The sequence below is a fragment of the Streptomyces cellostaticus genome, assembly GCF_023630175.1.
Lineage (GTDB): Bacteria > Actinomycetota > Actinomycetes > Streptomycetales > Streptomycetaceae > Streptomyces > Streptomyces cellostaticus_A.
On record NZ_JALLIN010000030.1, the window covers coordinates 45654 to 71819 of the forward strand.

Annotated in this window: 20 protein-coding genes; 12 read left to right on the top strand and 8 right to left on the bottom strand. The window is 73.1% G+C overall.

Features of this window, described 5'->3' with window-relative positions:
- The first annotated feature begins 34 nt into the window (after positions 1-34).
- Positions 35-2215: a 3-hydroxyacyl-CoA dehydrogenase NAD-binding domain-containing protein gene (locus MXD57_RS20060; protein ID WP_250402916.1), complete on the top strand. Its 2181-nt coding sequence runs from the start codon at positions 35-37 to the stop codon at positions 2213-2215.
- Here MXD57_RS20060 and MXD57_RS20065 read toward each other — a convergent pair.
- Complete coding sequence (locus tag MXD57_RS20065) at positions 2210-2920, bottom strand: MerR family transcriptional regulator (RefSeq protein WP_250402917.1); 711 nt, start codon at positions 2918-2920, stop codon at positions 2210-2212. The genes MXD57_RS20060 and MXD57_RS20065 overlap by 6 nt on opposite strands.
- Before the next feature lie 213 nt (positions 2921-3133).
- Between MXD57_RS20065 and MXD57_RS20070 the strand changes: the two genes are divergently transcribed.
- The gene (locus MXD57_RS20070) at positions 3134-4597 is read left to right on the top strand and encodes an amino acid permease (RefSeq protein WP_250402918.1); all 1464 of its coding nucleotides are present in this window, start codon (positions 3134-3136) and stop codon (positions 4595-4597) included.
- 206 nt (positions 4598-4803) lie between these two features.
- Positions 4804-5736: a PfkB family carbohydrate kinase gene (locus MXD57_RS20075; protein ID WP_250402919.1), complete on the top strand. Its 933-nt coding sequence runs from the start codon at positions 4804-4806 to the stop codon at positions 5734-5736.
- Positions 5737-5748: 12 nt separating this feature from the next.
- Here MXD57_RS20075 and MXD57_RS20080 read toward each other — a convergent pair whose 3' ends face one another.
- A complete protein-coding gene (locus MXD57_RS20080; RefSeq protein ID WP_250402920.1) occupies positions 5749-7242 on the bottom strand; it encodes a M1 family metallopeptidase in 1494 nt (497 codons plus the stop codon).
- Positions 7243-7414: 172 nt separating this feature from the next.
- On the opposite strand from MXD57_RS20080, the gene MXD57_RS20085 reads away from it, so the two are divergent.
- The gene (locus MXD57_RS20085) at positions 7415-9364 is read left to right on the top strand and encodes a Xaa-Pro dipeptidyl-peptidase (RefSeq protein ID WP_250402921.1); all 1950 of its coding nucleotides are present in this window, start codon (positions 7415-7417) and stop codon (positions 9362-9364) included.
- Positions 9365-9368: 4 nt separating this feature from the next.
- On the opposite strand, the gene MXD57_RS20090 is transcribed toward MXD57_RS20085, so the two are convergent.
- Positions 9369-10286, bottom strand: coding sequence for an FAD-dependent oxidoreductase (locus MXD57_RS20090; protein WP_250403007.1), 918 nt, complete (start codon positions 10284-10286; stop codon positions 9369-9371).
- Between the two features lie 90 nt (positions 10287-10376).
- Here MXD57_RS20090 and MXD57_RS20095 point away from each other — a divergent pair, with 90 nt between their 5' ends.
- Both MXD57_RS20095 and MXD57_RS20100 read left to right on the top strand, forming a co-directional pair.
- Positions 10377-11399, top strand: a complete 1023-nt coding sequence (locus tag MXD57_RS20095; protein ID WP_250402922.1) for an oxidoreductase — start codon at positions 10377-10379, stop codon at positions 11397-11399.
- Positions 11400-11477: 78 nt separating this feature from the next.
- Entirely contained in the window at positions 11478-13121 is a 1644-nt protein-coding gene (locus MXD57_RS20100; RefSeq protein ID WP_250402923.1) for an ABC-F family ATP-binding cassette domain-containing protein, read from the top strand.
- A gap of 69 nt (positions 13122-13190) precedes the next feature.
- Here the strand turns inward: MXD57_RS20100 and MXD57_RS20105 are convergent, their stop codons facing one another.
- Both MXD57_RS20105 and MXD57_RS20110 read right to left on the bottom strand, forming a co-directional pair.
- Positions 13191-15590 carry a Tex family protein gene (locus tag MXD57_RS20105; RefSeq protein ID WP_250402924.1) on the bottom strand — a complete coding sequence of 800 codons (2400 nt, stop codon included), beginning with the start codon at positions 15588-15590 and terminating at the stop codon, positions 13191-13193.
- A gap of 248 nt (positions 15591-15838) precedes the next feature.
- Complete coding sequence (locus MXD57_RS20110) at positions 15839-16588, bottom strand: enoyl-CoA hydratase/isomerase family protein (protein ID WP_250402925.1); 750 nt, start codon at positions 16586-16588, stop codon at positions 15839-15841.
- Positions 16589-16877: 289 nt separating this feature from the next.
- Between MXD57_RS20110 and MXD57_RS20115 the strand changes: the two genes are divergently transcribed.
- A complete protein-coding gene (locus tag MXD57_RS20115; RefSeq protein WP_250403009.1) occupies positions 16878-17375 on the top strand; it encodes an ATP-binding protein in 498 nt (165 codons plus the stop codon).
- 369 nt (positions 17376-17744) lie between these two features.
- On the opposite strand, the gene idi is transcribed toward MXD57_RS20115, so the two are convergent.
- From idi to galE, 3 genes are all read right to left on the bottom strand, one after another.
- The gene (gene idi / locus MXD57_RS20120) at positions 17745-18338 is read right to left on the bottom strand and encodes an isopentenyl-diphosphate Delta-isomerase (RefSeq protein ID WP_250402933.1); all 594 of its coding nucleotides are present in this window, start codon (positions 18336-18338) and stop codon (positions 17745-17747) included.
- Positions 18339-18536: 198 nt separating this feature from the next.
- A complete protein-coding gene (locus MXD57_RS20125; RefSeq protein ID WP_250402935.1) occupies positions 18537-19478 on the bottom strand; it encodes a cation diffusion facilitator family transporter in 942 nt (313 codons plus the stop codon).
- Between the two features lie 158 nt (positions 19479-19636).
- Positions 19637-20608, bottom strand: a complete 972-nt coding sequence (gene galE, locus MXD57_RS20130) for a UDP-glucose 4-epimerase GalE (RefSeq protein ID WP_250402945.1) — start codon at positions 20606-20608, stop codon at positions 19637-19639.
- A 279-nt stretch (positions 20609-20887) separates the two neighbouring features.
- Between galE and MXD57_RS20135 the strand changes: the two genes are divergently transcribed.
- From MXD57_RS20135 to MXD57_RS20155, 5 genes are read left to right on the top strand one after another with little or no spacing between them, the layout of a single operon-like run.
- Positions 20888-22711: a DUF5941 domain-containing protein gene (locus MXD57_RS20135; RefSeq protein WP_250402948.1), complete on the top strand. Its 1824-nt coding sequence runs from the start codon at positions 20888-20890 to the stop codon at positions 22709-22711.
- The gene (locus MXD57_RS20140) at positions 22708-23460 is read left to right on the top strand and encodes a phosphocholine cytidylyltransferase family protein (protein ID WP_250402950.1); all 753 of its coding nucleotides are present in this window, start codon (positions 22708-22710) and stop codon (positions 23458-23460) included. The genes MXD57_RS20135 and MXD57_RS20140 overlap by 4 nt, the downstream gene beginning before the upstream one ends.
- Positions 23448-24509 (top strand): iron-containing alcohol dehydrogenase family protein, encoded by a 1062-nt coding sequence (locus MXD57_RS20145; RefSeq protein ID WP_250402962.1) that lies wholly within the window; start codon positions 23448-23450, stop codon positions 24507-24509. Before MXD57_RS20140 ends, MXD57_RS20145 begins: the two co-directional genes overlap by 13 nt.
- Positions 24487-25266, top strand: a complete 780-nt coding sequence (locus MXD57_RS20150) for a CDP-alcohol phosphatidyltransferase family protein (RefSeq protein ID WP_250402964.1) — start codon at positions 24487-24489, stop codon at positions 25264-25266. Before MXD57_RS20145 ends, MXD57_RS20150 begins: the two co-directional genes overlap by 23 nt.
- A gap of 5 nt (positions 25267-25271) precedes the next feature.
- On the top strand, positions 25272-26144 hold the full coding sequence (locus MXD57_RS20155; RefSeq protein ID WP_250402966.1) for a glycosyltransferase family 2 protein: 873 nt from the start codon (positions 25272-25274) through the stop codon (positions 26142-26144).
- Positions 26145-26166 lie beyond the last annotated feature (22 nt).

Here is a 26166-nt window from a genome sequence, read left to right on the forward strand (position 1 = left end):
GCGGAACCACGAGACCTCAACGGAGACGACTGTCATGACCGAGAGCACCACCATCCGCTGGGAGCAGGACGACACCGGTGTCGTCACCCTCGTCCTCGACGATCCCGACCAGTCCGCGAACACCATGAACCAGGCGTTCCGCGCCTCCCTGGCCGCGGTCACCGACCGGCTGGAGGCCGAGAAGGACTCCATCCGCGGCGTCATCCTCACCTCCGCCAAGAAGACGTTCTTCGCCGGCGGCGACCTGCGCGACCTGATCCGGGTCACCCCGGAGACCGCCCAGGAGCTCTTCGAGGGCGGGCTCGCCATCAAGCGGAACCTGCGCCGTATCGAGACCCTCGGCAAGCCCGTGGTCGCCGCCATCAACGGCGCGGCCCTCGGCGGCGGCTACGAACTCGCCCTCGCCTGCCACCACCGTGTCGCCCTCGACACCTCCGGCACCAGGATCGGCTGCCCCGAGGTCACCCTCGGCCTGCTCCCCGGCGGAGGCGGCGTCGTGCGCACCGTCCGGCTGCTGGGCATCGCCGACGCCCTGCTCAAGGTGCTCCTCCAGGGGCAGCAGTACAACGCGCGCCGCGCCCAGGAGAACGGCCTGGTCCACGAGGTCGCCGCCACCCCCGAGGAACTGCTCGCCAAGGCCCGCGCCTTCATCGACGCCAATCCCGCGGCGCAGCAGCCCTGGGACCGGCCCGGCTACCGGATCCCCGGCGGCACGCCCGCCAACCCGAAGTTCGCCGCCAACCTGCCCGCCTTCCCGGCGAACCTGCGCAAGCAGACGAACGGCGCCCCCTACCCGGCCCCGCGCGCCATCCTGGCCGCGGCCGTCGAGGGTTCCCAGGTCGACTTCGAGACCGCCCAGGTCATCGAGGCCCGCTACTTCGTGGAGCTGGCCGCCGGACAGACCTCGAAGAACATGATCCAGGCCTTCTTCTTCGACCTCCAGGCCGTGAACTCGGGCGCCAACCGCCCGAAGGGCGTCGAGCCCCGCACGGTCCGCAGGGTCGCCGTGCTCGGCGCCGGGATGATGGGCGCCGGGATCGCCTACTCCTGTGCCCGGGCGGGCATCGAGGTCGTCCTGAAGGACGTTTCGCCGGAGGCCGCCCTCAAGGGCAAGGGCTACTCCGAGAAGCTGTGCGCCAAGGCCGTCGCCAGGGGCCGCACCAGCCAGGAGAAGGCCGACGCGCTGCTCGCCCGGATCACGCCCACCGCCGAGGCGGCCGACCTCGCGGGCTGCGACGCGGTCATCGAGGCCGTCTTCGAGGACACCTCGCTCAAGCACAAGGTCTTCCAGGAGATCGAGTCCGTCGTCGCGCCCGACGCGCTGCTGTGCTCGAACACCTCCACCCTGCCCATCACCGCGCTGGCCGAGGGCGTGCAGCGCCAGGGCGACTTCATCGGACTGCACTTCTTCTCGCCCGTCGACAAGATGCCGCTGGTCGAGATCATCAAGGGGGAGCGCACCGGCGACGAGGCCCTGGCCCGGGCCTTCGACCTGGTCCGGCAGATCAACAAGACGCCGATCGTCGTCAACGACTCGCGCGGCTTCTTCACCTCCCGCGTGATCGGCCACTTCATCAACGAGGGTGTGGCGATGGTCGGCGAGGGCGTCGAGCCCGCCTCCGTGGAGCAGGCCGCCGCCCAGGCCGGCTACCCGGCCAAGGTGCTCTCCCTCATGGACGAGCTGACCCTCACCCTCCCGCGCAAGATCCGGAACGAGTCGAGGCGGGCGGTCGAGGAGGCGGGCGGCACCTGGAGCGCGCACCCGGCGGAGGCGGTCATCGACCGACTGGTCGACGAGTTCGGCCGCACCGGGCGCAGCGGCGGCGCCGGCTTCTACGACTACACGGAGGACGGCGGGCGGGCCGGCCTCTGGCCGGGCCTGCGCGAGCACTTCACGCAGGCCGGGCACGAGATCCCGTTCCGGGACATGCAGGAGCGGATGCTCTTCGCCGAGGCGCTCGACACCGTGCGGCTCCTGGAGGAGGGCGTGCTGACCTCGGTCGCCGACGCCAACATCGGCTCCATCCTCGGCATCGGCTTCCCGGGCTGGACCGGCGGCGTGCTGCAGTACATCAACGGCTACGAGGGCGGCCTGCCCGGATTCGTCGCACGCGCGCGTGAGCTCGCCGAGCGCTACGGCGAGCGGTTCACCCCGCCCGCGCTGCTGGTGGCCAAGGCGGAGAAGGGGGAGCGGTTCGGCGACTCCCGCTCATGACCCGGTGAGCCACTCGCTCAGCTCTTCCCGCAGCGAGCGCTGGAACGTCGACAGCAGCGCCTGCACCACCAGCGGGTGCATGTGCGCCGACAGGGACTGCACGTCCCGCGCGTCACGCTCGGCCACCTCGCCGCGGAAGAGCTGGGCCAGCTCACGGGCCGCGGCGCGCGAGTGCTCGACGAGCACCTTGCGCGCCGCGAGGATCGCGTCCTGCGACAGCGGTACGTCCAGCAGTCGCAGGCCGAGCCGGAGCAGCCCGGTGTCGACGCGGAAGACGTCCTCGCCCTCCTGACGCACGACGTCCATCGCGGCCAGCCGCTCCATGTCCCCGGACGCCAGCGGCCGTCCCGCCCGCCGCTCCAGTTCCCGGCGCGACACCCTCTCCGGCGCCTCCGGTGCCCAGGACGCGACCACCGCGCGGTGGATGGCCAGGTCGTGCGGGCCGAGGTCGGGCGGAAGCTGCCGCAGGTACCGCTCGATCGCCGCCAGGGTCATGCCCTGCTGCTGGAGCTCCTCGATCAGGGCCAGCCGCGCCACGTGCCCGGGGCCGTAGTGCCCCACTCGGCGCGGGCCGATCTCCGGCGGCGGGAGCAGGCCCCTGCTGCCGTAGAAGCGGACGGTGCGGACCGTGACGCCCGTCCGCGCGGCCAGCTCGTCGATGGTGAGGGCCGGCTCGCCGTCCCCGGTCGTGGCGTCCGTCGTCATGTGCAGCAGTATCGCTGTCCCACCAGTGGTGTGAAACATGTGTCGACCATGTGAGAAGAGCCCCGGTGTGACATGAACCATCGCATGGACGGTGATCTCCCTGGGAAGTTGCTGCTTTGGTCTGTACCGCGACTCACCAGGGGTGGTGCGGGCCAGGACCCGCACGAACCCCGGACCCACGAGGTCCGGGCGCACCAGGAAGTGGAACCACCCGTGAGCAAGGAAGCCGTGGAATCGGCACAGGCCACCGTCCGCCCCCAGGCGGACCCGACCCCCGCGGACGCGGGGGACGCCGGCTACAGCAAGGACCTCAAGGCCCGCCACGTCAACATGATCGCCATCGGCGGTGCCATCGGCACGGGCCTCTTCCTGGGCGCCGGCGGCCGCCTGCACACCGCGGGCCCGGCACTCGCCCTGGCCTACCTGGTCTGCGGCGTCTTCGCCTTCTTCGTCGTACGGGCCCTCGGCGAGCTGGTGCTGTACCGGCCGTCCTCGGGGTCCTTCGTGAGCTACGCGCGCGAGTTCCTCGGTGAGAAGGGCGCCTATGTCGCCGGCTGGATGTACTTCCTGAACTGGTCGACCACGGGCATCGCCGACATCACCGCGATCGCCCTGTACACGCACTACTGGAGCATGTTCACCGCGATCCCGCAGTGGGTGCTGGCGCTGATCGCCCTCGCGGTGGTGCTGGCGGTGAACCTGATCTCGGTGAAGATCTTCGGCGAGATGGAGTTCTGGTTCGCGATCATCAAGGTCGCGACCCTGGTCGCCTTCATGCTCGTGGGCATCTTCCTGCTCGCCACCCAGCACGAGGTCGGCGGCGAGAAGCCCGGTCTGAGCGTCATCACCGACCACGGCGGCCTCCTGCCGCAGGGCACGATGCCGGTCGTCCTGGTCATGCAGGGCGTGATCTTCGCGTACGCCGCCCTCGAACTGGTCGGCGTCGCCGCCGGCGAGACCGCCGAGCCGGAGAAGGTCGTCCCGCGCGCGGTGAACTCGATCATGTGGCGCGTGGGCCTGTTCTACGTCGGCTCGGTCGTGCTGCTCGCCCTGCTGCTGCCCGGCTCGGTGTACTCCGCCGACCAGAGCCCGTTCGTCACCGTCCTGTCGAAGATCGGTGTCCCGGCGGCCGGCGACGTGATGAACCTGGTCGTGCTGACCGCCGCCATGTCCTCGCTCAACTCCGGCCTGTACTCCACGGGCCGCATCCTGCGCTCGATGGCCACGGCCGGTTCGGCGCCGAAGTTCACGGCGCGCATGAACCGCAGCCAGGTGCCCTACGGGGGCATCCTGCTGACCTGCGCGGTCTGCGTGCTCGGTGTCGGCCTGAACTACCTGATGCCCAGCCAGGCCTTCGAGATCGTGCTGAACGTCGCCTCCCTCGGCATCGTGAGCACCTGGGTGATCATCATGGTCTGCCACCTGGTCTTCGTCCGCCGCGCCCGCGCGGGCCTGGTGACCCGGCCGCACTTCCGGCTCAGGTTCAGCCCGGTCACCGAGATCGCCACGATCGCCTTCCTGCTGGCCTGCCTCGGCATGATGTGGAACGACCCCGACGTCGGCCGCAAGACCCTCCTGCTCATCCCCCTGATCGCCGTCCTCCTGGTCGCCGGCTGGTTCGGCGTCCGCCGCCGCGTGACCCGGGACACGGACCAGGAGCTGTCCCGGCTGACGTAGTGGTGAGGAGGGGGACGGCCGCGAGCCGCCCCCTCCCGGTGCCGCGGCAGCCGAGGTCCGCCCCGTCGCGAGGGCCTCGACCGCCACGGTACTCGGCCGCCCGGGCGGCCGAGTGATCGAACTCGGTGCGTCCGCGCACCCGCCCCGCGTAGGCTGCGGTCCGGCGGGACCCCGACGGCGGGGTACGGCCACGGGGAGGGCGGGGGATGACCGGACGGACCGGAGTGCCCGAAGCGGCCGGAGCGATCGACGTGCTGGTGCTGGGCGGGGCCGGGGTGGACACGATCGTGTACGTCCCGGAGCTCCCCCTGCCGTACGCCGACAGCTACGGGATCGACTCCGGCATCCTCACCCGCGCCGGGCAGACCGGCGACTTCGTGGCCCTGGGGCTGGACGCGCTGGGCCTGCGCACCCACCACCTGGACCTGGTCGGCGACGACCCGGAGGGCGACCTCGTGCGCGCCCTGCACCGGGAGCGGGGCATCGGGCTGACCGCGCTCCCGGCCCCCGCCGGGACCAAGCGGGCGGTCAACCTCGTCGGCCCCGACGGCCGGCGGCTGTCCCTGTACGACACCAGCCGCGCCCACCCCGGCGACCGTTTTCCGGAGGACACGCTGCGGGCGCTCGCCGGGGCGAGCCGGCACGTCCACGTGACCATCACCCAGCCCTGCGCCCAGGCCCTGCCCGTGCTGGTGGAGTCGGGCGTGCCCCTCTCCACCGACCTGCACGACTGGGACGGCGAGAACCCGTACCACGAGCCGTTCGCACTCGCGGCGGACGTCGTCTTCCTCTCCGTGGCGGCGCTCTGCGACCCCGAGCGGACCCTACGCCGGATCGCCGAGCGGGGGCGGGCCGAGGTCGTCGTCGCCACCGCCGGGGCCGAGGGCGCCTATCTGCTGGCCGACGGCGAGCCGACCCGGATACCGGCGGTGGCCCCGCCCGGACCCGTGGTCGACTCCAACGGCGCGGGGGACGCCTTCGCCGCCGCCTTCCTCTACGGCCGGCTGGCCGGCGAGCCGCCCCCGCGGTGCGCCCGGTACGGGGCGGTGGCCGGCGCCCACGCCTGCACGGTCCCGGCCACCCGCGCCGAGCCGATGGGCCGTGACGCCCTCCTCGCGCGGACGGCCGGCACCGTGTGAGCCGTGCCGGCGTCAGTGCCGGTGCACGTCGTTCGTCGCCTCGATGCGCCGCCACGAACGGGGCCGCGCGACCCGCGTGCCCGTCCCGGCGAGCGAGGCCGCGCGGGCAGCGGGCACGGCCGGCTTCGACGGCGCGAACAGCCAGGTGCCGAACAGCGCGGCCAGCGGCCTGCCCGACACCCGCTCGGCGTACTCCTGGAAGTCGGCCACCGAGGCGTTGCCGTACGCGTGCTCCTTCGGCCAGCCCTTCAGGACGGCGAAGAACGCGTCGTCACCGATCTCCTCGCGCAGCGCCTGGATGGCGAGCGCGCCCCGGTCGTAGACGGCGGCGTCGAACTGGTGGTCCGGGCCCGGGTCACCGGGCGCGACCGTCCAGAACGCGTCGTCGGCCGGGTGGGAGGCGTACACGTAGTCGGCGAGTTCCCGCGGGGTGCCCTCGCCCTCGTGCTCGGACCACAGCCACTGGGCGTATCGCGCGAAGCCCTCGTTGATCCAGATGTCCTTCCAGCCCTTCAGCGACACGTCGTCGCCGTACCACTGGTGGGCAAGCTCGTGCACGACGACCGAGGTGTTGGAGCCGTTCCTGAACTGCTTCGGGCTGTAGTAGACCCGCGTCTGCGTCTCCAGCGCGTACCCGGTGGTGGTGCGGGGAACGTAGCCGCCGGCCGAGGCGAACGGGTACGGCCCGAAGTACCCGCTCAGCCAGTCCACGAGTTCCCCGGTGCGCTCCACGCTCGCGCGTGCGGCACCGTCGTCGTCACCGAGGTCCCTGCTGTAGGCGTTGAGGACCGGCACCCCGCCGTCGGAGGTGCCGGTGGTGATGTCGAACCGCCCGAGGGCGAGTGTGGCCAGATACGTGGCCTGCGGCTTGTTCTGCCGCCAGTTGTAGGTGGTCCAGCCGAGCTTCGACGTGGTCGACTGCAGCGTGCCGTTGGAGATGGCCTGCGTGCCGTCGGGCACGGCCACCGACACGTCGTAGGTGGCCTTGTCGCCGGGGTGGTCGTTGCTCGGGAACCACCACCAGGCGGCCTCGGGCTCGTCGGCGGCCACCGCACCGTCCGGGGTGCGGTGCCAGGTGGTGAACCCGTAGGCGCTCTTGGCCGAGGGCACCCCGCCGTAGCGGACCACGATGGTGACCGGGGTGCCCTTCGCCAGCGGTGTCCCCGGGGTGACGACGAGTTCGTGCTCACCCGACCTCGCGAAGGCCGCCCGGCTGCCGTTGACCCGTACCTCGCTCACGTCCAGCAGGAAGTCCAGGTCGAAGCCGGACAGGTCCTGCGTGGTCCGTGCCAGGATGGTGGCGGTGCCCTGCAACTCGTCCGTCCCCGGCCGGTACCGCAGCCGCAGGTCGTAGTGCGAGACGTCGTAGCCGCCGTTGCCGTAGTCCGGGTAGTAGGGGTCGCCGATGCCCGGCGCGCCCGGGGTGCCACTCGTGGCCGACGCCGGGATCGCCAGCAGGAGGGAGGCCGCCGCCAGTACGCCCGGCGTGATGATTCTGCGGTGCACGTCAGCTCCAAGTCTTCGGGACAGGAAGTCTGTTCGGAGCCCATTGAGTCGCTGTGGCCCCCGGCCTGTCCACGGCACCCGCCGCCACGGGAGCGCCATTCGGCCGCGACACGCCACCCGGCTGCCGTGAAGCCGCCTTATGCGCGGGAGTTGCCGGGGGTACCGTCCGCCCATGCCGACACGCATGCGCTTCACGATCCGGAGAACGCTCGCGACCGCGGCCGTCGCAGCCCTGGCGGCCGTCTTCCCCGCCCCGTCGGGCGCCCACGCCGCGTCGCGGGAGAGCCGTCCGGTCTACTCGTACGCACACGCCGTCCGCGAGGCCGTCTGGGTGGACACCGGCCTCGACGCCGACGGCGACGGACGGACCGACCGGGTGGCCGCCGACATCGTCCGGCCCTCCGAACCGGCCCGGCAGGGCCGCAAGGTGCCGGTCATCATGGACGCCAGCCCGTACTACTCGTGCTGCGGACGCGGCAACGAGAGCCAGCGCAAGACGTACGACGCGCAGGGCCGCGTGGTCCGGATGCCGCTGTTCTACGACAACTACTTCGTGCCCCGGGGGTACGCGTTCGTCGGCGTCGACCTGACCGGTACCAACCGTTCGGACGGCTGCGTCGACGTCGGTGGCCGCGCCGAGATCCAGTCCGCCAAGGCCGTGATCGACTGGCTGAACGGCCGCGCCAGGGCGTACACCAGCCGCACCGGATCCAGGACCGTCGGGGCCGGCTGGACCAACGGCCGGACCGGCATGATCGGCAAGAGCTGGGACGGCACCATCGCCAACGGCGTCGCCGCCACCGGCGTACGGGGCCTGCGGACCATCGTCCCGATCAGTGCCATCTCCTCCTGGTACGACTACTACTTCGCCCAGGGCGCCCCGCTGTACGACGGCGGACCCGACGAACTGGCCGGCTACGTCGAGAACGACGCCGCCCACGCCTACTGCGCGGCCGTCCGGAAGGAACTCGCCGACGGCAGCCCGCGAAGCGGCGACTGGACACCGCTGTGGACCGGACGCGACTACGTCAAGGACGCGGCCGAGGTGCGCGCGAGCGTGTTCCTCGCGCACGGCATGCAGGACCTCAACGTGCGCACCAAGCACTTCGGGCAGTGGTGGGACGCGCTGGCCGCGCACGGTGTCCAGCGCAAGATCTGGCTCTCCCAGACCGGACACGTCGACCCCTTCGACTACCGGCGCGGTGCCTGGGTCGACACCCTGCACCGCTGGTTCGACCACGAACTGCTCGGCTACGACAACGGCGTGGACCGCGAACCGATGGCCGACATCGAACGCCACCCCGACCAGTGGGTCACCTCCCGGGCCTGGCCGCCGCACGGCACCCGGACGACCACCCTGCGTCCGGCCGCGGGCGCACGGGCGGGTGTCGGCACCCTCGGGCTGCGCCCGGCCACCGGCACCGAGACCTTCACCGACGACCCGGCGCTGGGCGAGACCGACTGGGCCGCCCGGCTGACCACCCCCACCCCGGAGAAGGCCGGCTTCCTGACCGCACCGCTCGGCCGCGACCTGCGCCTGTCCGGTTCCTCCCGGGTGACCGTCACCGTCACCCCGACCACCACCTCGGCCCACCTGTCCGCCGTCCTGGTGGACCTCGGTCCGGACACCGTCCGCGACTACGCCGACGCGGCCGAGGGCATCACCACGCTCACCGGCCGCACCTGCTGGGGCGAGAGCACAGCCGGGGACAGCGCCTGTTTCAAGAAGACCGCGGCCAGGACGGTCCGTACCGACTACACGGTGTTCAGCCGGGGCTGGGCCGACCTCGGCCACCACGCCTCGCTCCGCAGGGGCGTGCCGCTCACCCCGGGCAAGGCCGTCACGATGACCCTGGACCTGGCCGCCACCGACCACGTCGTCCCCCGGGGCCACCGGCTGGCACTGGTCGTCGCCGGCACGGACAAGGACCTCATCGACCCGCCGTCCACCCGCCCGGCCCTCACCCTCGACCTGGCCCGTACCTCGGCCCGGCTGCCGCTGACCGGAGGCACCGCGGCGTTCACCCGGGCCACCGCCGGCGGCACGACCGCCGCTCCGGCGCCCCGGCGGCTGACCGGCGTCGGCACACCGGACCTGACGGGGCACCTCCCCGCGCCCTGACCCGTCAGGCGGCCGGGTCCGTCACCAGCCCGGCCGCCTCACGGGCGCATCCCCAGGCCACCGTGATCCCGGCCCCGCCGTGGCCGTAGTTGTGCACCAGCGGCCGCCCGTCGGGCAGCGACCGCCGCTCCAGGCGTACCGCGTCCCGGGCGGGCCGCAGACCCACCCGGTGCGCCAGGACCCGCGCACCGGCGATCTCCGGCCGGATCCGCGCGCACCGCGCGACGATCGCCGCCGCGGTCGCGCGATCCGGTTCCAGCGACCAGTCGTCCTCCTCCGCCGTACCGCCGAGGAGCAGCACACCCGGCTGCGGGATGAAGTACGCCGAGCCGGCGCAGGAGTGGTCGACGGACGTGTACCAGGTGGTGATCCCGGGGTTCTCCACCACCACGAGCTGCCCGCGCACCGGGCGCACCGCCGGGTCCGGCACCAGCGAACGGGAGCCCAGGCCCGTGCAGTTCACCACGGCACCGGCGGGCACGGCCGCCAGGTCGGCCACCTCCCGCTCCTCGGCCGTCCCGCCGGCCTTCGCCAACCGCTCCCGCAGCCATCCCAGATGGACCGGCATGTCGATCACCGGCAGCCGCGCCGCCAGCCCATCGGGCACCGCCCGCAGACCCGGGACCCGGCCCGCCCACTCGCCCAGCTCGTCCAGCCGCGTCCCCGCGTGTACGCCCTCGACCAGGCGTACGCCCGTCTCGCCCGGGCGGGCGGCCAGTTCCCCGTACACGGCGAGGGATTCCAGCGCCCAGGCACCGACCCGCGCCTCGGGCTCGATCCGGTAGGGCCACCACAGCCCGCCCGCCACCGCCGAGGTCGTACGGCCGGCGGGCTCGCGCGCCCACACCCGCACCCGCCGCCCGGACTCGGCCAGCACCACGGCGGTCGTCAGCCCGGCGATCCCGCCACCGACCACGATCACTTCGTCACTCGACTCGCGCGTCACACCAAGACGCTAGGCGAACCCGCCGGGTGGCGCTCACCTGCCCGCGGGTGTGGCAATACTCACAGCATGTCTGCCGCATACGCGACCTTCGGCCTGACACCGGCGATGCGCGCCGGCGGCGTCCTCGCCGACGGCGGCCACGAGGTCCACCGCGATTTCGTGGACTTCGTCGTCGACGGCCGTCCACTGCTGTTCCGGCTCTCCGACCTGGACGCCGTCTCCCCGCTCGCCTCCGACGTCCCCCCGGCCGTCTTCACCGAGCAGGTGCGCGGCCTGCTGCGGGAGACCGAACCCCCGCTCCCCGGCGGCCGGTTCGTGATCTACGGCTGCCCCGAGTGCGCCGACCTGGCCTGCGGCGCGGTGACCGCCGTCATCGAGCGGGACGGCGAGGACTATGTCTGGCGGGACTTCGCCTGGCAGACCGGTGAGCACGCCGATCCGGGACTCAACGGGTACCACGGCATGGGGCCGTTCCGCTTCCGCGGAGCCGAGTACCGGGCCGCGCTCGCCGCCCTCGTCGCGGGCGGCGGCCCGTTCCCGGCCCGCCGCCGGGTGCTGCTGATCGGCGCGCGCGTGGCCGTGCTCGCCCGGCTGGCCGCCGCGCTGCGCACCATCGGCATCGGCGCCGACATCACCCAGGACGCCACCGGCGTGCCCGCCGAGGAACTGCGCGGCTACGGTGCCGTCGCCTTCGGCCGTGCCGTGAGCGAGCCGCAACGGGCGGGCGTGATGGGCGCCTTCGAGCGCGCCGGGGTGGCGGTCGCCAGGGTGGACGGCCTGGCCCCGATCGTCCCGCTGCTCGTCGCGCAGATCGAGCAGGCCCTGCACCGCGGTCCGCTGCCGCGCCGGCTCACCTCGCTGGCCGCCGCCGGCGGCACGGCCGAGGTCGAGGTGACCTCCGCCTGCCGGGTCCGGGTGACCGCGTACCGCCTCGACCGGCTGCACCGCACCCGCGTCCGGGAGGTCTACGACGGCCTGCTGGAACCGGGCCGGCACCGTGTCCCGCTGGACCGGGAGGCGGTCAACGGGGAGTCCTTCGTGGTGGCCCGGACCACGGGGGGCGTGCTGGTGCGCCCGGTCGGCAGGTGAGCGGCGGGCCGCCGCCCCGTTCGGCGGGGAGCCGCGCGGAACGGCGGAAAGCCGGGCGGCACTAGGATCGGCGCTCTGATGACTGCCACCCTCGTCGCCAAGAACCTCGCCGCCGGGCACGGCGACCGCTCCCTCTTCACCGGGCTCGACCTCGTCGTCGCGCCGGGTGACGTGATCGGTCTCGTCGGTGTCAACGGCGCCGGCAAGTCCACGCTGCTGCGCCTGCTCGCCGGTCTGACCCCGCCCGAGCAGGGCGAACTGTGGCTCTCCCCGCCTACCGCGACCGTCGGCCATCTGCCGCAGGAGCCCGAGCGCAGGCCCGGGGAGACCGTCCGGGAGTTCCTGGCCCGCCGTACCGGTGTCGCCGAGGCGCAGCGGGCGATGGACGAGGCCACCGAGGCGCTGGTCGACGGCGCACCCGGCGCCGACGACGCCTACGCGGCGAGCCTCGAGCGCTGGCTCGGCCTCGGCGGTGCCGACCTGGAGGAACGCGCCGGCGAAGTGGCCGACTCGCTGGGCCTCACGGTGGGCCTCGACCAGCCGATGACCTCGCTGTCCGGCGGCCAGGCGGCCCGCGCCGGTCTCGCCTCCCTCCTGCTCTCCCGCTACGACGTGTTCCTCCTGGACGAGCCCACCAACGACCTGGACCTGGACGGACTGGAACGACTGGAGCGCTTCGTCACCGGCCTGCGGCCGGGCACCGTGGTCGTCAGCCACGACCGCGAGTTCCTCGCCCGCACGGTCGACAAGGTCCTCGAACTGGACCTGGCACAGGGCCGGATCCAGCTCTACGGCGGCGGCTACGAGGCCTACCTGGAGGAGCGCGACGTCGCCCGCCGGCACGCCCGCGAGGAGTACGAGGAGTACGCCGACAAGCGCGGCGCCCTCCAGGACCGCGCGCAGATGCAGCGCTCGTGGACGGACAAGGGCGTGCGCAACGCCCGGCGCAAGGCCGGCAACGACAACGACAAGATCGGCCGCAAGTTCCGCAGCGAGGCCAGCGAGAAGCAGGCCGCCAAGGCCCGGCAGACCCAGCGCATGATCGAGCGCCTGGAGGTCGTGGAGGAGCCGCGCAAGGAGTGGGAGCTGCGGATGGAGATCGCGGCCGCCCCGCGGTCGGGAGCGGTCGTGGCCACCCTGCGCGACGCCGAGATCCGGCGCGGCGGCTTCACCCTCGGGCCGGTCTCGCTCCAGATCGACTGGGCGGACCGTGTGGCGGTCACCGGGGCCAACGGCGCGGGCAAGTCCACCCTGCTCGGCGCGCTGCTGGGCCGGATCCCGCCGGACCGCGGGCACGCCGCCCTGGGTTCGGGCGTCCTCGTCGGCGAGGTCGACCAGGCACGCGAGCTGTTCCACGGCTCCGAGTCGCTGCTCGACGCCTTCTGCGCGGCCGTGCCCGACACCGAGCCGGTCGAGGTCCGCACGCTGCTCGCCAAGTTCGGCCTGAAGTCCGCCCACGTGCTGCGCCCGGCCGCGACCCTCTCCCCGGGCGAACGCACCCGCGCGGCCCTGGCGCTGCTCCAGGGCCGCGGCGTCAACCTCCTCGTCCTGGACGAGCCCACGAACCACCTCGACCTGCCCGCCATCGAGCAGCTCGAGTCGGCCCTCGACGCCTATGAGGGCACCCTCCTGCTCGTCACCCACGACCGCCGCATGCTGGACGCGATCCGCGTCACCCGCCGCCTGGAGGTCGCCGCGGGCAAGGTGACCGAGCAGTCGTAGGAGGTGCTGCCGCGGCCGCCCCGGCGGCCGGGCCCGGGGCCGGGGTCGAGCACCCCGGCCCCGGGACGGTCAGCGCCGGCCGTTCTTCGGGTCGAGCAGCCCCGCGCGGCGCAGCGCGTCCGCCATCGCGCTGTTGGCGGGGGCCGGAGCCTGACGGCCGCCCCGGTCACCACCGCGGTCGCCGCCACCGCGGCCCTGCCGCTGTCCCTGGCCGCCCTGCCGCTGCTGGGGCGGGCGGGCGCCGCCGCGCTGCGGACGGCCGCCGCCCTTGCCCTGACCCTGAGGTGCGGCCTCGTCGTCCAGCCGCAGGGTCAGCGCGATCCGCTTGCGCGGGATGTCGACGTCCAGAACCTTCACCTTGACGATGTCACCGGGCTTGACCACGTCCCGCGGGTCCTTGACGAACGTCCGCGACATCGCCGAGACGTGCACGAGACCGTCCTGGTGGACACCGACGTCCACGAACGCGCCGAACGCGGCCACGTTCGTGACCACGCCCTCCAGGACCATCCCGGAGGACAGGTCGGAGATCTTCTCCACGCCGTCCCTGAAGGTGGCCGTCCTGAAGGCCGGACGCGGGTCGCGGCCCGGCTTCTCCAGTTCCTTCAGGATGTCCGTGACGGTCGGCAGACCGAAGGTGTCGTCCACGAAGTCGGCGGGCCGCAGCGAGCGCAGCGCACCGGTGTTGCCGATGAGGGACGCGACGTCCTGCCCCGACGTCTTCACCATGCGCCGCACCACCGGGTAGGACTCCGGGTGCACGCTGGAGAGGTCCAGCGGGTCGTCGCCACCGCGGATGCGCAGGAAGCCCGCGCACTGCTCGTACGCCTTGGGTCCGAGCCTGGGCACCTTCCTCAGCTCCGCGCGCGACCGGAACGGGCCGTTCTGGTCGCGGTGCGCGACGATGTTCTCGGCGAGGCCGGCGGAGACGCCGGACACCCGTGCGAGCAGCGGCACGGACGCCGTGTTGACGTCCACGCCGACACCGTTCACACAGTCCTCGACCACCGCGTCCAGCGAGCGGGACAGCTTCACCTCGGACAGGTCGTGCTGGTACTGGCCGACCCCGATCGACTTCGGGTCGATCTTCACCAGCTCCGCCAGCGGGTCCTGCAGCCGGCGCGCGATGGAGACCGCGCCGCGCAGCGACACGTCCATGTCGGGCAGTTCCTGCGAGGCGTAGCTGGAGGCCGAGTACACGGACGCGCCCGCCTCGGACACCATCACCTTGGTGAGCTTGAGTTCAGGGTGCTTCGAGATCAGTTCGGCGGCGAGCCTGTCGGTCTCCCGGGAGGCCGTGCCGTTGCCGATCGCGATCAGGTCGACCGCGTGCCGCTCGGCGAGCCGCGCCAGCCCGGCGATCGCCTCGTCCCACCTGTTGGCCGGGACGTGCGGGTGGATCACGTCCGTGGCGACGACCTTGCCGGTGGCGTCCACCACGGCGACCTTCACGCCCGTGCGGAAGCCGGGGTCCAGGCCCAGCGTCGCGCGCGTACCGGCCGGCGCGGCCAGCAGCAGGTCGCGCAGGTTCGCCGCGAAGACGTTCACCGCCTCGTCCTCGGCGGCCGTCCGCAGCCGCAGCCGGAGGTCGATGCCCAGGTGGACCAGGACCCGGGTGCGCCAGGCCCAGCGGACCGTGTCCTTCAGCCAGGTGTCGGCGGGGCGGCCGCGGTCGGCGATGCCGAAGCGGTGCGCGATGACGCCCTCGTACGAGGACGGCCCCTCGGTGGCCTCCTCGGGCTCCAGGACGAGGTCCAGGACCTCCTCCTTCTCGCCGCGCAGCATGGCGAGAACGCGGTGCGAGGGCAGCTCGGTGAACGGCTCGGCGAAGTCGAAGTAGTCCGCGAACTTGGCGCCCGCGTCCTCCTTGCCCTCGCGCACCTTGGCGGACAGCCGCCCGCGCACCCACATGCGCTCGCGCAGCTCGCCGATCAGGTCGGCGTCCTCGGAGAACCGCTCGGTCAGGATGGCCCGTGCGCCCTCCAGCGCGGCCTGCGCGTCGGCGACGCCCCTGTCCGCGTCCACGAACGCGGCGGCGGCCGCCTGCGGGTCGACCGTCGGATCGCCCAGCAGCCCCTCGGCGAGCGGTTCGAGGCCCGCCTCGCGCGCGATCTGCGCCTTGGTGCGCCGCTTGGGCTTGTAGGGGAGGTAGACGTCCTCCAGCCGTGCCTTGGTCTCGGCGCCGCGGATCCGCGCCTCGAGCTCCTCGGTGAGTTTGCCCTGCTCGCGCACCGACTCCAGGATCGCCGTCCGACGCTCCTCCAGCTCCCGCAGGTAGCGCAGCCGCTCCTCGAGCGTGCGCAGCTGCGCGTCGTCGAGCATCTCGGTCGCTTCCTTGCGGTAGCGGGCGATGAAGGGCACCGTCGAACCGCCGTCGAGCAGTTCGACCGCGGCCCTCACCTGCCGCTCCCGTACGCCGAGTTCCTCGGCGATCCTGCTTTCGATGGACCCTACGAGGGGTGTCGTCACGATCCCGTACCGCCTTCTCCACTGAGGTTGCGCGGCAATTGTGGCAGGTGACGCCGACAACCGGGGATCAGGGCGACACGCGGCGGGCCGCCGGCCGGGGTCTCGCCCCGCCCGGCCGGATCGCGGGCCGCGCACCCGCCCGGGCGGGGCGCCCTGCCACCGAGAACGGCCCGCGGCCGCCCCGCGGCGCCGGATCGCCGCTCGGGCCACCGGGCACCCGGTGGCGAACCTGTGCGCCGGGAGCCGGTTCAGCCCGCGGTGGTCCAGGTGAAGCGCGGTTGCCGGCGTTCCAGGAACGCGGCGACGCCCTCGGCCGTGTCGCCGCTGCAGCGCGCCCGATCCGCCCAGTGGGTGTCCCGGTCCGTGCGGCCGTCGGCGAACTCCTTGGCGGCGGCCTGGGTGAGCTGGGAACGCGACGCCAGGACGCGTGTCAGCTCGGTGACGCGCTTGTCCAGTTCGCCTTCGGGCAGCACCTCGTCCACGAGCCCGGTGCGCAGCGCGCGCCCGGCGTCGATCAGTTCGGCCGTGAAGAGCAGGTACTTGGCGGTGGCCGGCCCCACCAGGGACACCAGGCGCCGGGTGGACGACGACGGATAGACGATGCCGAGCCGGGCCGGGGTCACCCCGAACAGGGTGCCCTCCTCCGCGAGCCGCAGATCGCAGGCGGCGGCTAGCTGGGCCCCGCCGCCCACACAGTGGCCGCGGATCGCGGCCAGGGTCGGCACCGGGAAGGCGGCCAGGGCCTCCTCGGCGGCCACGGCCAGCCCCTGCGCCTCGAGCGGCGACCCCTGGAGCGTGGAGATGTCGGCTCCGGCGCAGAAGGTGCCGCCCTCGCCGGTCAGCACCAGGGCCCGCACGCCCGGGTCGCCCGCCAGTTCCTCCAGCAACGGTGGCAGGGCCCGCCACATCGCGGCCGTCATGGCGTTGCGCTTGGCCTGATGACGGATCACGACCGTGGCGACGGAGTCGGTGACCTGGTGCGAAAGCTGGGGCTCCATGAGGCCGGATGCTATCCGCCCCGCCCCGGGGCCCGGCCGGGCGGGCGCGCGGCCGGGCGGATGCCGCGCGCGTCGCGGCGGACGGCGCGCGCCAAACCCGTACAACCCGAATAGTTCGTGAATCGTGCACGAGAGGGAACAGGAACTGTCCCGCGCCTGCCGGTGTCATACGCAGGCGGTCATAACCGTTCGATAAGAGCTGACTTCTGTTCAGCCCTCGGGAGTGGAGCGCGTCGTTACCAACACTCGACGTGTGGTGACAATCGAGCGCGAGGGTGGCGACCGGACGATGGACGACCACGGGCGTGGGGACGGCGGCCCGCGCCCGGCGGGAGCCGCCGAGCGGCCGCCCGGTCCACTGCCGTACGAGGGAGTCTGGCGGTTCACCGCGGCCGCCGTGGACGCATCCGTCCCGCAGGCCCGGCACGCCGTACGGGATCTGCTGCTGCGGCAGGGCGTACCGGTCGGCGACGACACGGTGTACGGCCTGCTGCTGATCGTCTCCGAGCTGGTCACGAACGCGGTCCGGCACGCGGCGCTGCTGTCGCCGATGCTCGCCGTGGAGGTGGCCGTCGGCGCGGAGTGGGTGCGGGTGTCGGTGGAGGACAACCACCCCTACCGGCCCACGGCCCTGGAGGCCGACCACGGCCGGACCGGCGGCCGGGGACTGCTGCTGGTGCGCGAGGTGGCCCGGGAGGCGGGCGGAGCGGTCGACGTGGAGCACACGGCCGCCGGCGGCAAGGTGATCTGGGCCGCCCTGCCGCTCAAGCCGCCGGCACTCGCCTGAGGGCCGTCCCCCGATCCCCGGCGGGCGTACGGCGACGGCTGCGGCACCTCGCCGCGTTGTCGGATCGCCCGAACACGCCCGGTGCGAGGACGGCCCTCCGTCCTGAGACGCCCCGCGTCCGACGCCGTGCGCCGATCCACCGGGGCTCGCGGGACAGCCGTCAGCACCGCGTCGGCCGAGGTCCGCCCCGTCGCGGCGCCCGCCGGGCGCACCCGCCGCACCGGCCAGGAGCCCGGGCGCACCCGGCGACAGGGTCTCCGGCCGGCACGCCGGGAGCACTCACCGGACGCCGCTCCTCGGCGGGCAGGGCCAGACCGGCGCGGCACCGGGTCTGCGAACCGGATCGGGCCGGACCAAGGAGCCTGGCGCCTACCAGCCCGCGGACTGCCCCGTCAGCTCCCTGATCGCCGGGCGGGCCGCGTCCAGTACGGTCATGAACCACGCCGAGAACGGGTCCCGGGCGTGCCGCTCTGCCAGCTCGGCCGCCGTCACGAAGGCCGTCGAACCGACCTCCTCGGAGTCCGGCGCCGGCGGCGCCTGCACCATGCCGACGAACAGGTGGTTGAACTCCTGCTCGACCAGGCCCGAGGCCGGGTCCGGGTGGTTGTAGCGGACCGTGCCCGCCTCCGCCAGCAGCGACGGTGAGACCCCCAGCTCCTCGTGGGTCCGCCGGGCCGCCGCGGCGAAGGGCGCCTCCCCGGGATAGGGGTGGCCGCAGCAGGTGTTGGACCACACGCCGGGGGAGTGGTACTTGCCCAGCGCCCGCTGCTGGAGCAGCAGTCTGCCCTGCTCGTCGAAGAGGAACACGGAGAAGGCGCGGTGCAGCCGTCCCGGCGGCTGGTGGGCGGCGAGCTTCTCCGCCGTGCCGATCGTCACGCCCTTCTCGTCGACCAGTTCGAGCAAAATCGCCTCTGCGGTGCCGTTCGACGAGCTGTGCGTCTCGGTGGCAGGTGTGATCGGCATACCCATCCTTCGCCTCGGTCTTGCGCCTCAAGTCTGCCGTACGAATCCGGCACTCCCGGCACTTCCGTGCACGTCCGCATGTCCTGCGCGGTGCGGTGTCCGAGTGGGACCCCGGTGATTCATCGTGCCCGGAGCCGCCCGCCGGGAACCGTCCACCGGGCCCGAACGGACGTGCCTACGGAGGCGGGGGGCCCGCGGTCAGTGGCACAGCCGTGCCTCGTGCTCCGCGTGCCCGCCCGGTTCGAGCTGGAAGGTGCAGTGCTCCACGTCGAAGTGGTGGCCGAGGCAGCCCTGGAGCTCGTGCAGCATCTTCTCGTTGCCTATGGCGTTCAGCACCTCCGAGCTGACCACCACGTGCGCCGACAGCACCGGCATGCCCGAGGTGATCGTCCAGGCGTGCAGATCGTGCACGTCCTCCACGCCGTCCAGCGCCAGGATGTGCGAGCGCACCTCGGCCATGTCGACGTCCTTCGGGGCGGCCTCCAGCAGGACGTCCAGCGTCTCGCGCAGCAGCCTCACCGTCCTCGGGACGATCATCAGCCCGATGACCAGCGAGGCGATCGGGTCGGCCGCCTGCCAGCCCGTGGTCAGGATCACGGCCGCCGAGATCAGCACCGCCACCGAGCCCAGCGCGTCCGCGGCCACCTCCAGGAAGGCGCCGCGCACGTTCAGGCTCTCCTTCTGCCCGCGCATCAGCAGCACGAGCGAGACCGAGTTCGCGACCAGGCCGAACAGACCGAACACGATCATCAGGCCGCCCTCGGTGTCCGCGGGCGTGAGGAAGCGCTGGATCGCCTCGAAGAGCACGTAGCCGCCGACGCCGAGCAGCAGCAGGCAGTTGGCCAGTGCGGCGAGGATCTCGGCGCGGGCGAGACCGAAGGTGCGGTTGGTGCTCGGCGGGCGGTTGGCGAAGTGGATCGCGAGCAGCGCCATGCCCAGGCCCAGCGCGTCGGTCGCCATGTGGGCCGCGTCCGCGATCAGGGCGAGCGAGTCCGCGAGGAGACCACCGGCGATCTCCACCACCATGATCGTGAGCGTGATGCCCAGCGCCACCCGAAGCCGGCCGCGATAGGCGGCCGCGGCCGTACCCGTGGGCGGCGCGTGGCTGTGCGCGTGCCCGTGGTCGTGCCCTGCCCCCATGAGAGAACCACCCTTCCGTGTTGCGCGCGTGGTCACAGTCAACTACGGGTGGGGGGTATCGGGCAACGCGGCACTGAACACCGTTGTCATCTGCCCTGACCTGCGGAAACAAGCGGCAGGTCAGACAGTGCGGGGCTGTCCGGCGGCCGTGTTCCGGCTCACTCGCCGTGGTGCAGCCGCCAGCCCGCCCAGGCCGACTCGATCATCTCCCGCACCCCCAGCCGGGCCCGCCAGTCCAGCGCCTTGGCGGCCCGCTCGGCGGAGGCGACCGCGCGCGGCGCGTCCCCGGGCCGGCGCCCCTCGACCAGCGCGGGTCGCCGGTCGCCGGTGACCTCCCCGATGGCCGTGACCATCTCCCGCACGGAGACCCCCTCGCCGCGGCCGATGTTCAGCGTCAGGTCGCCCGGGCGGCCACACCCGGCGAGCCGCCGGGCCGCCGCCAGATGGGCGTCGGCGAGGTCGGCGACGTGGATGTAGTCACGCACGCAGGTGCCGTCCGGCGTCGGGTAGTCGTCACCGAAGATCCGCGGGGCCTCGTCCCGGGTGAGCCGGTCGAAGACCATCGGCACGATGTTGAACACACCGGTGTCCGCGAGCTCCGGCGCGGCCGCCCCCGCCACGTTGAAGTAGCGCAGGCACACCGTGGAGATCCCGTGCGCCCGCCCGGCCGCGCGCACCAGCCACTCCCCGGCCAGCTTGGTCTCGCCGTAGGGGTTCACCGGGGCGCAGGGGGTGTCCTCGGTGATCAGGTCCACGTCCGGGTTGCCGTACACGGCCGCCGACGAGGAGAACAGCATCCGGTCGATCCCGGACCCGGCCATCGCGTCCAGCAGGGTGGCCAGGCCGCCCACGTTCTCCCGGTAGTAGCGGGTGGGCTGCGCCACGGACTCGGCGACCTGCTTGCGCGCCGCGAGATGCACCACACCCGTCACGCCGTGCTCGGCGAAGACCCGCTTGAGCAGGTCCCCGTCGAGCGTCGAGCCCTCGACGAGCGGGACGCCCGCCGGGAGCCGCGCCGGCACCGCGGCCGACAGGTCGTCCAGCGCCACGACGCTCTCGCCGGCGCCGGTCATGGCCCGTGCCACGTGCGCCCCGATGTATCCGGCTCCGCCGGTGATCAGCCAGGTCATGGTCGCCCACCCTATGCCGAAGCGGGCAGGTGTCCGCGATGCCGGAGGATGCCCGGGTCTGCGCCGCGCGGTTTGTGGGGCGGGCCCCGCATCCCCGATGATGATCGCGGCAAAGGAGTGGGCAGCCCCCGTGGACCGGGCCGTGAACGACCGGTGAACACGGGCTTCCGCCCATCCGATAGCCTCTGCCGACATGCCGCCCGGGTGCCGCAGGCAGGGGCGCCCCACCACGCAGAAGACCGGCGCCCCCCGTGCCGGCACCCAGGGAGTGAGTTTCGGTTGTCGACCGCCATCGTCACCGGTCAGCCGGTCCCCGGATCGTCGCTCGAGAGTGATCTGCGGTCCCTCGGCTTCGACGTGCGCATGGCCGCCGACGCCGCCGAGGCGCAGACCCTGCTCGCCGAGGTGCCCGCCGGACGGCGCGTGGCCCTGGTCGACGCCCGCTTCGTGGGCCACCCGCACGCCCTGCGCCTCGGTCTCACCGACCCGCGCTTCGCGCTCGCGGCCGTGCCCGGAGCCGTCACCGCCCAGCCGGAGGCCCGCCCGGCACTGACCCGGGCGCTGGCCCGCGAGAGCGCCGCGAGCGGCAGCACCGCGGAGCCGGCCGCCCCCGCGCGGGTGACGGCGGGCGCGGCGGACACCGCATCCGTCGCCGACCGCGTCGTCACCGTGCTCGACGCCGACGAGGCCGGTGTGCACCACCCCGAGCTGGGCAGCCTGGTCGCCGCCGTCCCGGCCGACCCGCAGGCCCGCAACGAGGCGCGGCAGGCCGTCGCCGCCGTGGACGACGAGGCCGTGCGCCTGAGGTCGGCCGTGAAGTCCCGCGACGGCTTCTTCACCACCTTCTGCATCAGCCCGTACTCGCGCTACCTCGCCCGCTGGTGCGCCCGCCGGGGCCTGACCCCCAACCAGGTCACCACCGCCTCCCTGCTCACCGCCCTGATAGCCGCGGGCTGCGCGGCGACCGGCACCCGGTCCGGCTTCGTCGCGGCCGGTGTCCTGCTGATCGCCTCGTTCGTGCTGGACTGCACCGACGGCCAGCTCGCCCGCTACGCCCTGAAGTACTCCACGCTCGGCGCCTGGCTCGACGCCACCTTCGACCGGGCCAAGGAGTACGCCTACTACGCCGGCCTCGCCCTCGGCGCGGCCCGTGGCGGCGACGACGTCTGGGCGCTGGCGCTGGGCGCGATGATCCTGCAGACCTGCCGGCACGTCGTGGACTTCTCCTTCAACGAGGCCAATCACGACGCGACCGCCAACACCAGCCCCACCGCGGCCCTCTCCGACAGGCTGGACAGCGTCGGCTGGACGGTCTGGCTGCGCCGGATGATCGTCCTGCCGATCGGAGAGCGCTGGGCGATGATCGCCGTCCTCACCGCGCTCACCACCCCGCGCATCACCTTCTACGTGCTGCTCGCCGGCTGCGCCTTCGCCGCGACGTACACCACGGCCGGCCGTGTGCTGCGCTCGGTGACCCGCAGGGCGAGTCGCACCGACCGGGCCGCCCGGGCGCTGGCCGACCTCGCCGACAACGGCCCGCTCGCCTCGTACCTGGCACGTGCCACCCCGGTCCGCCTCGGCGCCCCGCTGCCGGTGGCCCTGGCGGGCACCGCCGTGCTCGCCCTCTCCCTCTTCTCCGGCCCGGCCTGGGCGCCCGTGGCCGGTGCCGCCGTCTACGCCGTCACCGCCGGCCAGGCCCTGCGCCGCCCCCTCAAGGGCGCCCTCGACTGGCTGCTTCCGCCGCTGTTCCGCGCCGCCGAATACGGCACCGTGCTGGTACTGGCGGCCCACGCGGACGTGAACGGAGCCCTTCCCGCGGCTTTCGGCCTGGTGGCGGCCGTCGCCTACCATCACTACGACACGGTGTACCGCATCCGCGGCAACGCCGGAGCGCCCCCGGCCTGGCTGGTGCGCGCCATCGGGGGGCAGGAGGGCCGGACGCTGCTCGTCACCGTCCTGGCCGCGGTGCTCACCGCCTCGCAGTTCAAGGCCGCGCTCACGGTCCTCGCCGTGGCCGTCGCCGTGCTGGTGCTCGTCGAGAGCATCCGCTTCTGGGTGTCCGCAGGGGCGCCCGCCGTACACGACGAAGGAGAACCCGCATGATCGGCCTCGTGCTGGCGGCCGGCGCCGGACGGCGTCTGCGCCCCTACACCGACAGCCTTCCCAAGGCTCTGGTGCCGGTGGGCCCCGCGGGCATAGAGGGCGAGCCGACGGTTCTGGACCTCACCCTCGGCAACTTCGCCGAGATCGGCCTGACCGAGGTCGCGGTCATCGTCGGCTACCGCAAGGAGGCCGTGTACGAGCGCAAGGCGGCCCTGGAGGAGAAGTACGGCCTCAAGCTCACCCTCATCGACAACGACAAGGCCGAGGAGTGGAACAACGCCTACTCCCTGTGGTGCGGCCGGGACGCCCTCAGGGACGGTGTGATCCTCGCCAACGGCGACACCGTGCACCCGGTCTCGGTGGAGCGCACGCTGCTCGCGGCCCGCGGTGAGGGCAAGCGGATCATCCTCGCGCTGGACACCGTGAAGTCCCTCGCGGACGAGGAGATGAAGGTGATCGTGGACCCCGAGGGGGGCGTCCGGAAGATCACCAAGCTGATGGACCCCGCCGAGGCCACCGGTGAGTACATCGGTGTCACCCTCATCGAGGGCGACGCGGCCCCCGAACTGGCCGACGCCCTGAAGACGGTCTTCGAGACCGACCCCCAGCAGTTCTACGAGCACGGCTACCAGGAGCTGGTGAACCGCGGCTTCCGGATCGACGTCGCGCCGATCGGCGACGTGCAGTGGGTGGAGATCGACAACCACGACGACCTCGCCCGCGGACGGGAGATCGCGTGCCAGTACTGACCCGGCTGATCCCCTCACCGGTCGTCGTGGACATCCGCCCGGGTGCCCTCGACGACCTGGCCGGGGTCCTCGCCGACGAGCGCATCTCGCAGTCCGGCCGGCTCGCCGTCGCCGTCAGCAACGGCTCGGGTGCCCGGCTGCGCGAGCGCCTCGCCCCGTCGCTGCCCGGCGCCACCTGGTACGAGGTCGGCGGCGGCACCATCGACGACGCGGTCCGGCTGGCGAGCGACATAAGGGCCGGCCGCTACGACGCCGTCGTCGGGCTCGGCGGCGGGAAGATCATCGACTGCGCCAAGTTCGCCGCGGCGCGGGTCGGGCTGCCGCTGGTCGCCGTCGCCACCAACCTCGCGCACGACGGCCTGTGCTCGCCGGTGGCGACCCTCGACAACGACGCGGGCCGCGGCTCGTACGGCGTGCCGAACCCGATCGCGGTCGTCATCGACCTCAGCGTGATCCGGGAGGCACCCGTCCGCTTCGTGCGCTCCGGCATCGGCGACGCCATCTCCAACATCTCCGCGGTCGCGGACTGGGAGCTGGCCAACCGGGTCAACGGCGAGAAGATCGACGGTCTCGCCGCCGCCATGGCCCGGCAGGCCGGCGAGGCGGTGCTCCGGCACCCCGGCGGTGTCGGCGACGACGCCTTCCTGCAGGTGCTGGCCGAGTCCCTCGTGCTCACCGGCATCGCCATGTCCGTGTCCGGCGACTCCCGCCCCTCCTCCGGGGCGTGCCACGAGATCAACCACGCGTTCGACCTGCTCTACCCGAAGCGGGCCGCCGCCCACGGCGAGCAGTGCGGCATCGGCGCCGCCTTCGCGATGTACCTGCGCGGAGCGCACGAGGAGGCGGCGACCATGGCCCGCGTCCTGCGCCGGCACGGCCTCCCGGTGCTGCCGGAGGAGATCGGCTTCTCGGTGGACGAGTTCGTCCGCGCCGTGGAGTTCGCTCCGGAGACCAGGCCCGGCCGCTACACGATCCTCGAACACCTCGACCTCACGACGAACCAGATCAAGGACACCTACGCCGACTATGTCAAGGCCATCGGTAGCTGAACTCCGTCCGGTCGTCCACCCCGTCGGGGTGAAGGACCGGCGCAGCGGTGAGCACTGGGGAGGACGCCTCTACATGCGAGAGGTGTCCCTGCGCGTCGACCGCTACCTGGTGAACACCCGGGTCACGCCCAACCAGCTCACGTACCTGATGACCCTCTGCGGGGTGCTCGCGGCCCCGGCGCTGCTGGTGCCGGGGATCACGGGTGCCCTGCTCGGCGTGGTCGCCACCCAGCTCTACCTGCTGCTGGACTGCGTCGACGGCGAGGTCGCCCGCTGGAAGCAGCAGTACTCGCTCAGCGGGGTCTACCTGGACCGGGTCGGTGCCTACCTCACCGACGCGGCCGTCCTGGTCGGCCTCGGTCTGCGCGCCGCCGACCTGTGGGGCGGCGGCCGGATCGACTGGCTGTGGGCCTTCCTCGGCACGCTCGCCGCCCTGGGCGCCATCCTGATCAAGGCCGAGACCGACCTGGTCGGCGTGGCCCGGCACCAGGCCGGGAAGCCGCCGGTGCAGGACGCGGCGGCCGAGCCGCGTTCCTCCGGCATGGCGCTGGCCCGCCGCGCGGCCGCGGCGCTGAAGTTCCACCGGCTGATCCTCGGTATCGAGGCCGCCCTGCTGATCCTGGTCCTGGCGATCGCCGACCAGATCCACGGCGACCTGTTCTTCACCCGGCTCGGCACCGCCGTCCTCGCGGGCATCGCCCTGCTGCAGACGGTGCTGCACCTGGTGTCCATCCTGGCGTCCAGCAGGCTGAGGTGAGTGCCATGAAGGTCGGCGCGGTCGTCATCACCATGGGCAACCGGCCCGAGGAGCTGCGGGCCCTGCTCGACTCCGTCGCCAAGCAGGACGGCGACCCCGTCGAGGTGGTCGTGGTCGGCAACGGTTCGCCCGTCCCGGACGTCCCCGAGGGCGTGCGGACCGTGGAACTGCCCGAGAACCTGGGCATCCCCGGCGGCCGCAACGTCGGCATAGCGGCCTTCGGGCCGGCCGGCCGCGACGTCGACATACTGCTCTTCCTGGACGACGACGGCCTGCTGGCCCGGCACGACACGGCCGAGCTGTGCCGCGAGGCGTTCACGGCCGACCCGGAGCTCGGCATCATCAGCTTCCGCATCGCCGACCCCGGGACCGGCGAGACCCAGCGCCGGCACGTGCCCCGGCTGCGCGCCTCCGACCCGATGCGCTCCTCCCGGGTCACCACCTTCCTCGGCGGTGCCAACGCCGTCCGCACCCGGGTCTTCGCCGACGCCGGCGTCCTCCCGGACGAGTTCTTCTACGCCCACGAGGAGACCGACCTGGCCTGGCGGGCCCTCGACGCCGGCTGGATGATCGACTACCGGTCCGACATGGTGCTCCACCACCCGACGACCGCGCCCTCGCGGCACGCGGTGTACCACCGCATGGTCGCCCGCAACCGGGTCTGGCTGGCCCGCCGCAACCTGCCCGCCCTCCTGGTCCCGGTGTACCTCGGGGTCTGGCTGCTGCTCACCCTGGCGCGCCGGCCCTCGGGGCCGGCCCTGAGGGCCTGGTTCGGCGGCTTCAAGGAAGGGTGGACCAGTCCCTGCGGACCCCGGCGCCCGATGCGCTGGCGTACGGTGTGGCGGCTGACCCGACTGGGCCGGCCCCCGGTGATCTGACAAGCTCGACCGTACGGGCCGG

Coding starts and splice junctions, on each gene's coding strand:
- MXD57_RS20060 (WP_250402916.1), top strand. CDS start 35: ATGACCGAGAGCACCACCATCCGCTGGGAGCAGGACGACACCGGTGTC.
- MXD57_RS20065 (WP_250402917.1), bottom strand. CDS start 2,920: ATGACGACGGACGCCACGACCGGGGACGGCGAGCCGGCCCTCACCATC.
- MXD57_RS20075 (WP_250402919.1), top strand. CDS start 4,804: ATGACCGGACGGACCGGAGTGCCCGAAGCGGCCGGAGCGATCGACGTG.
- MXD57_RS20085 (WP_250402921.1), top strand. CDS start 7,415: ATGCCGACACGCATGCGCTTCACGATCCGGAGAACGCTCGCGACCGCG.
- MXD57_RS20095 (WP_250402922.1), top strand. CDS start 10,377: ATGTCTGCCGCATACGCGACCTTCGGCCTGACACCGGCGATGCGCGCC.
- MXD57_RS20100 (WP_250402923.1), top strand. CDS start 11,478: ATGACTGCCACCCTCGTCGCCAAGAACCTCGCCGCCGGGCACGGCGAC.
- MXD57_RS20110 (WP_250402925.1), bottom strand. CDS start 16,588: ATGGAGCCCCAGCTTTCGCACCAGGTCACCGACTCCGTCGCCACGGTC.
- MXD57_RS20115 (WP_250403009.1), top strand. CDS start 16,878: ATGGACGACCACGGGCGTGGGGACGGCGGCCCGCGCCCGGCGGGAGCC.
- idi (WP_250402933.1), bottom strand. CDS start 18,338: ATGCCGATCACACCTGCCACCGAGACGCACAGCTCGTCGAACGGCACC.
- MXD57_RS20125 (WP_250402935.1), bottom strand. CDS start 19,478: ATGGGGGCAGGGCACGACCACGGGCACGCGCACAGCCACGCGCCGCCC.
- galE (WP_250402945.1), bottom strand. CDS start 20,608: ATGACCTGGCTGATCACCGGCGGAGCCGGATACATCGGGGCGCACGTG.
- MXD57_RS20140 (WP_250402950.1), top strand. CDS start 22,708: ATGATCGGCCTCGTGCTGGCGGCCGGCGCCGGACGGCGTCTGCGCCCC.
- MXD57_RS20150 (WP_250402964.1), top strand. CDS start 24,487: ATGTCAAGGCCATCGGTAGCTGAACTCCGTCCGGTCGTCCACCCCGTC.
- MXD57_RS20155 (WP_250402966.1), top strand. CDS start 25,272: ATGAAGGTCGGCGCGGTCGTCATCACCATGGGCAACCGGCCCGAGGAG.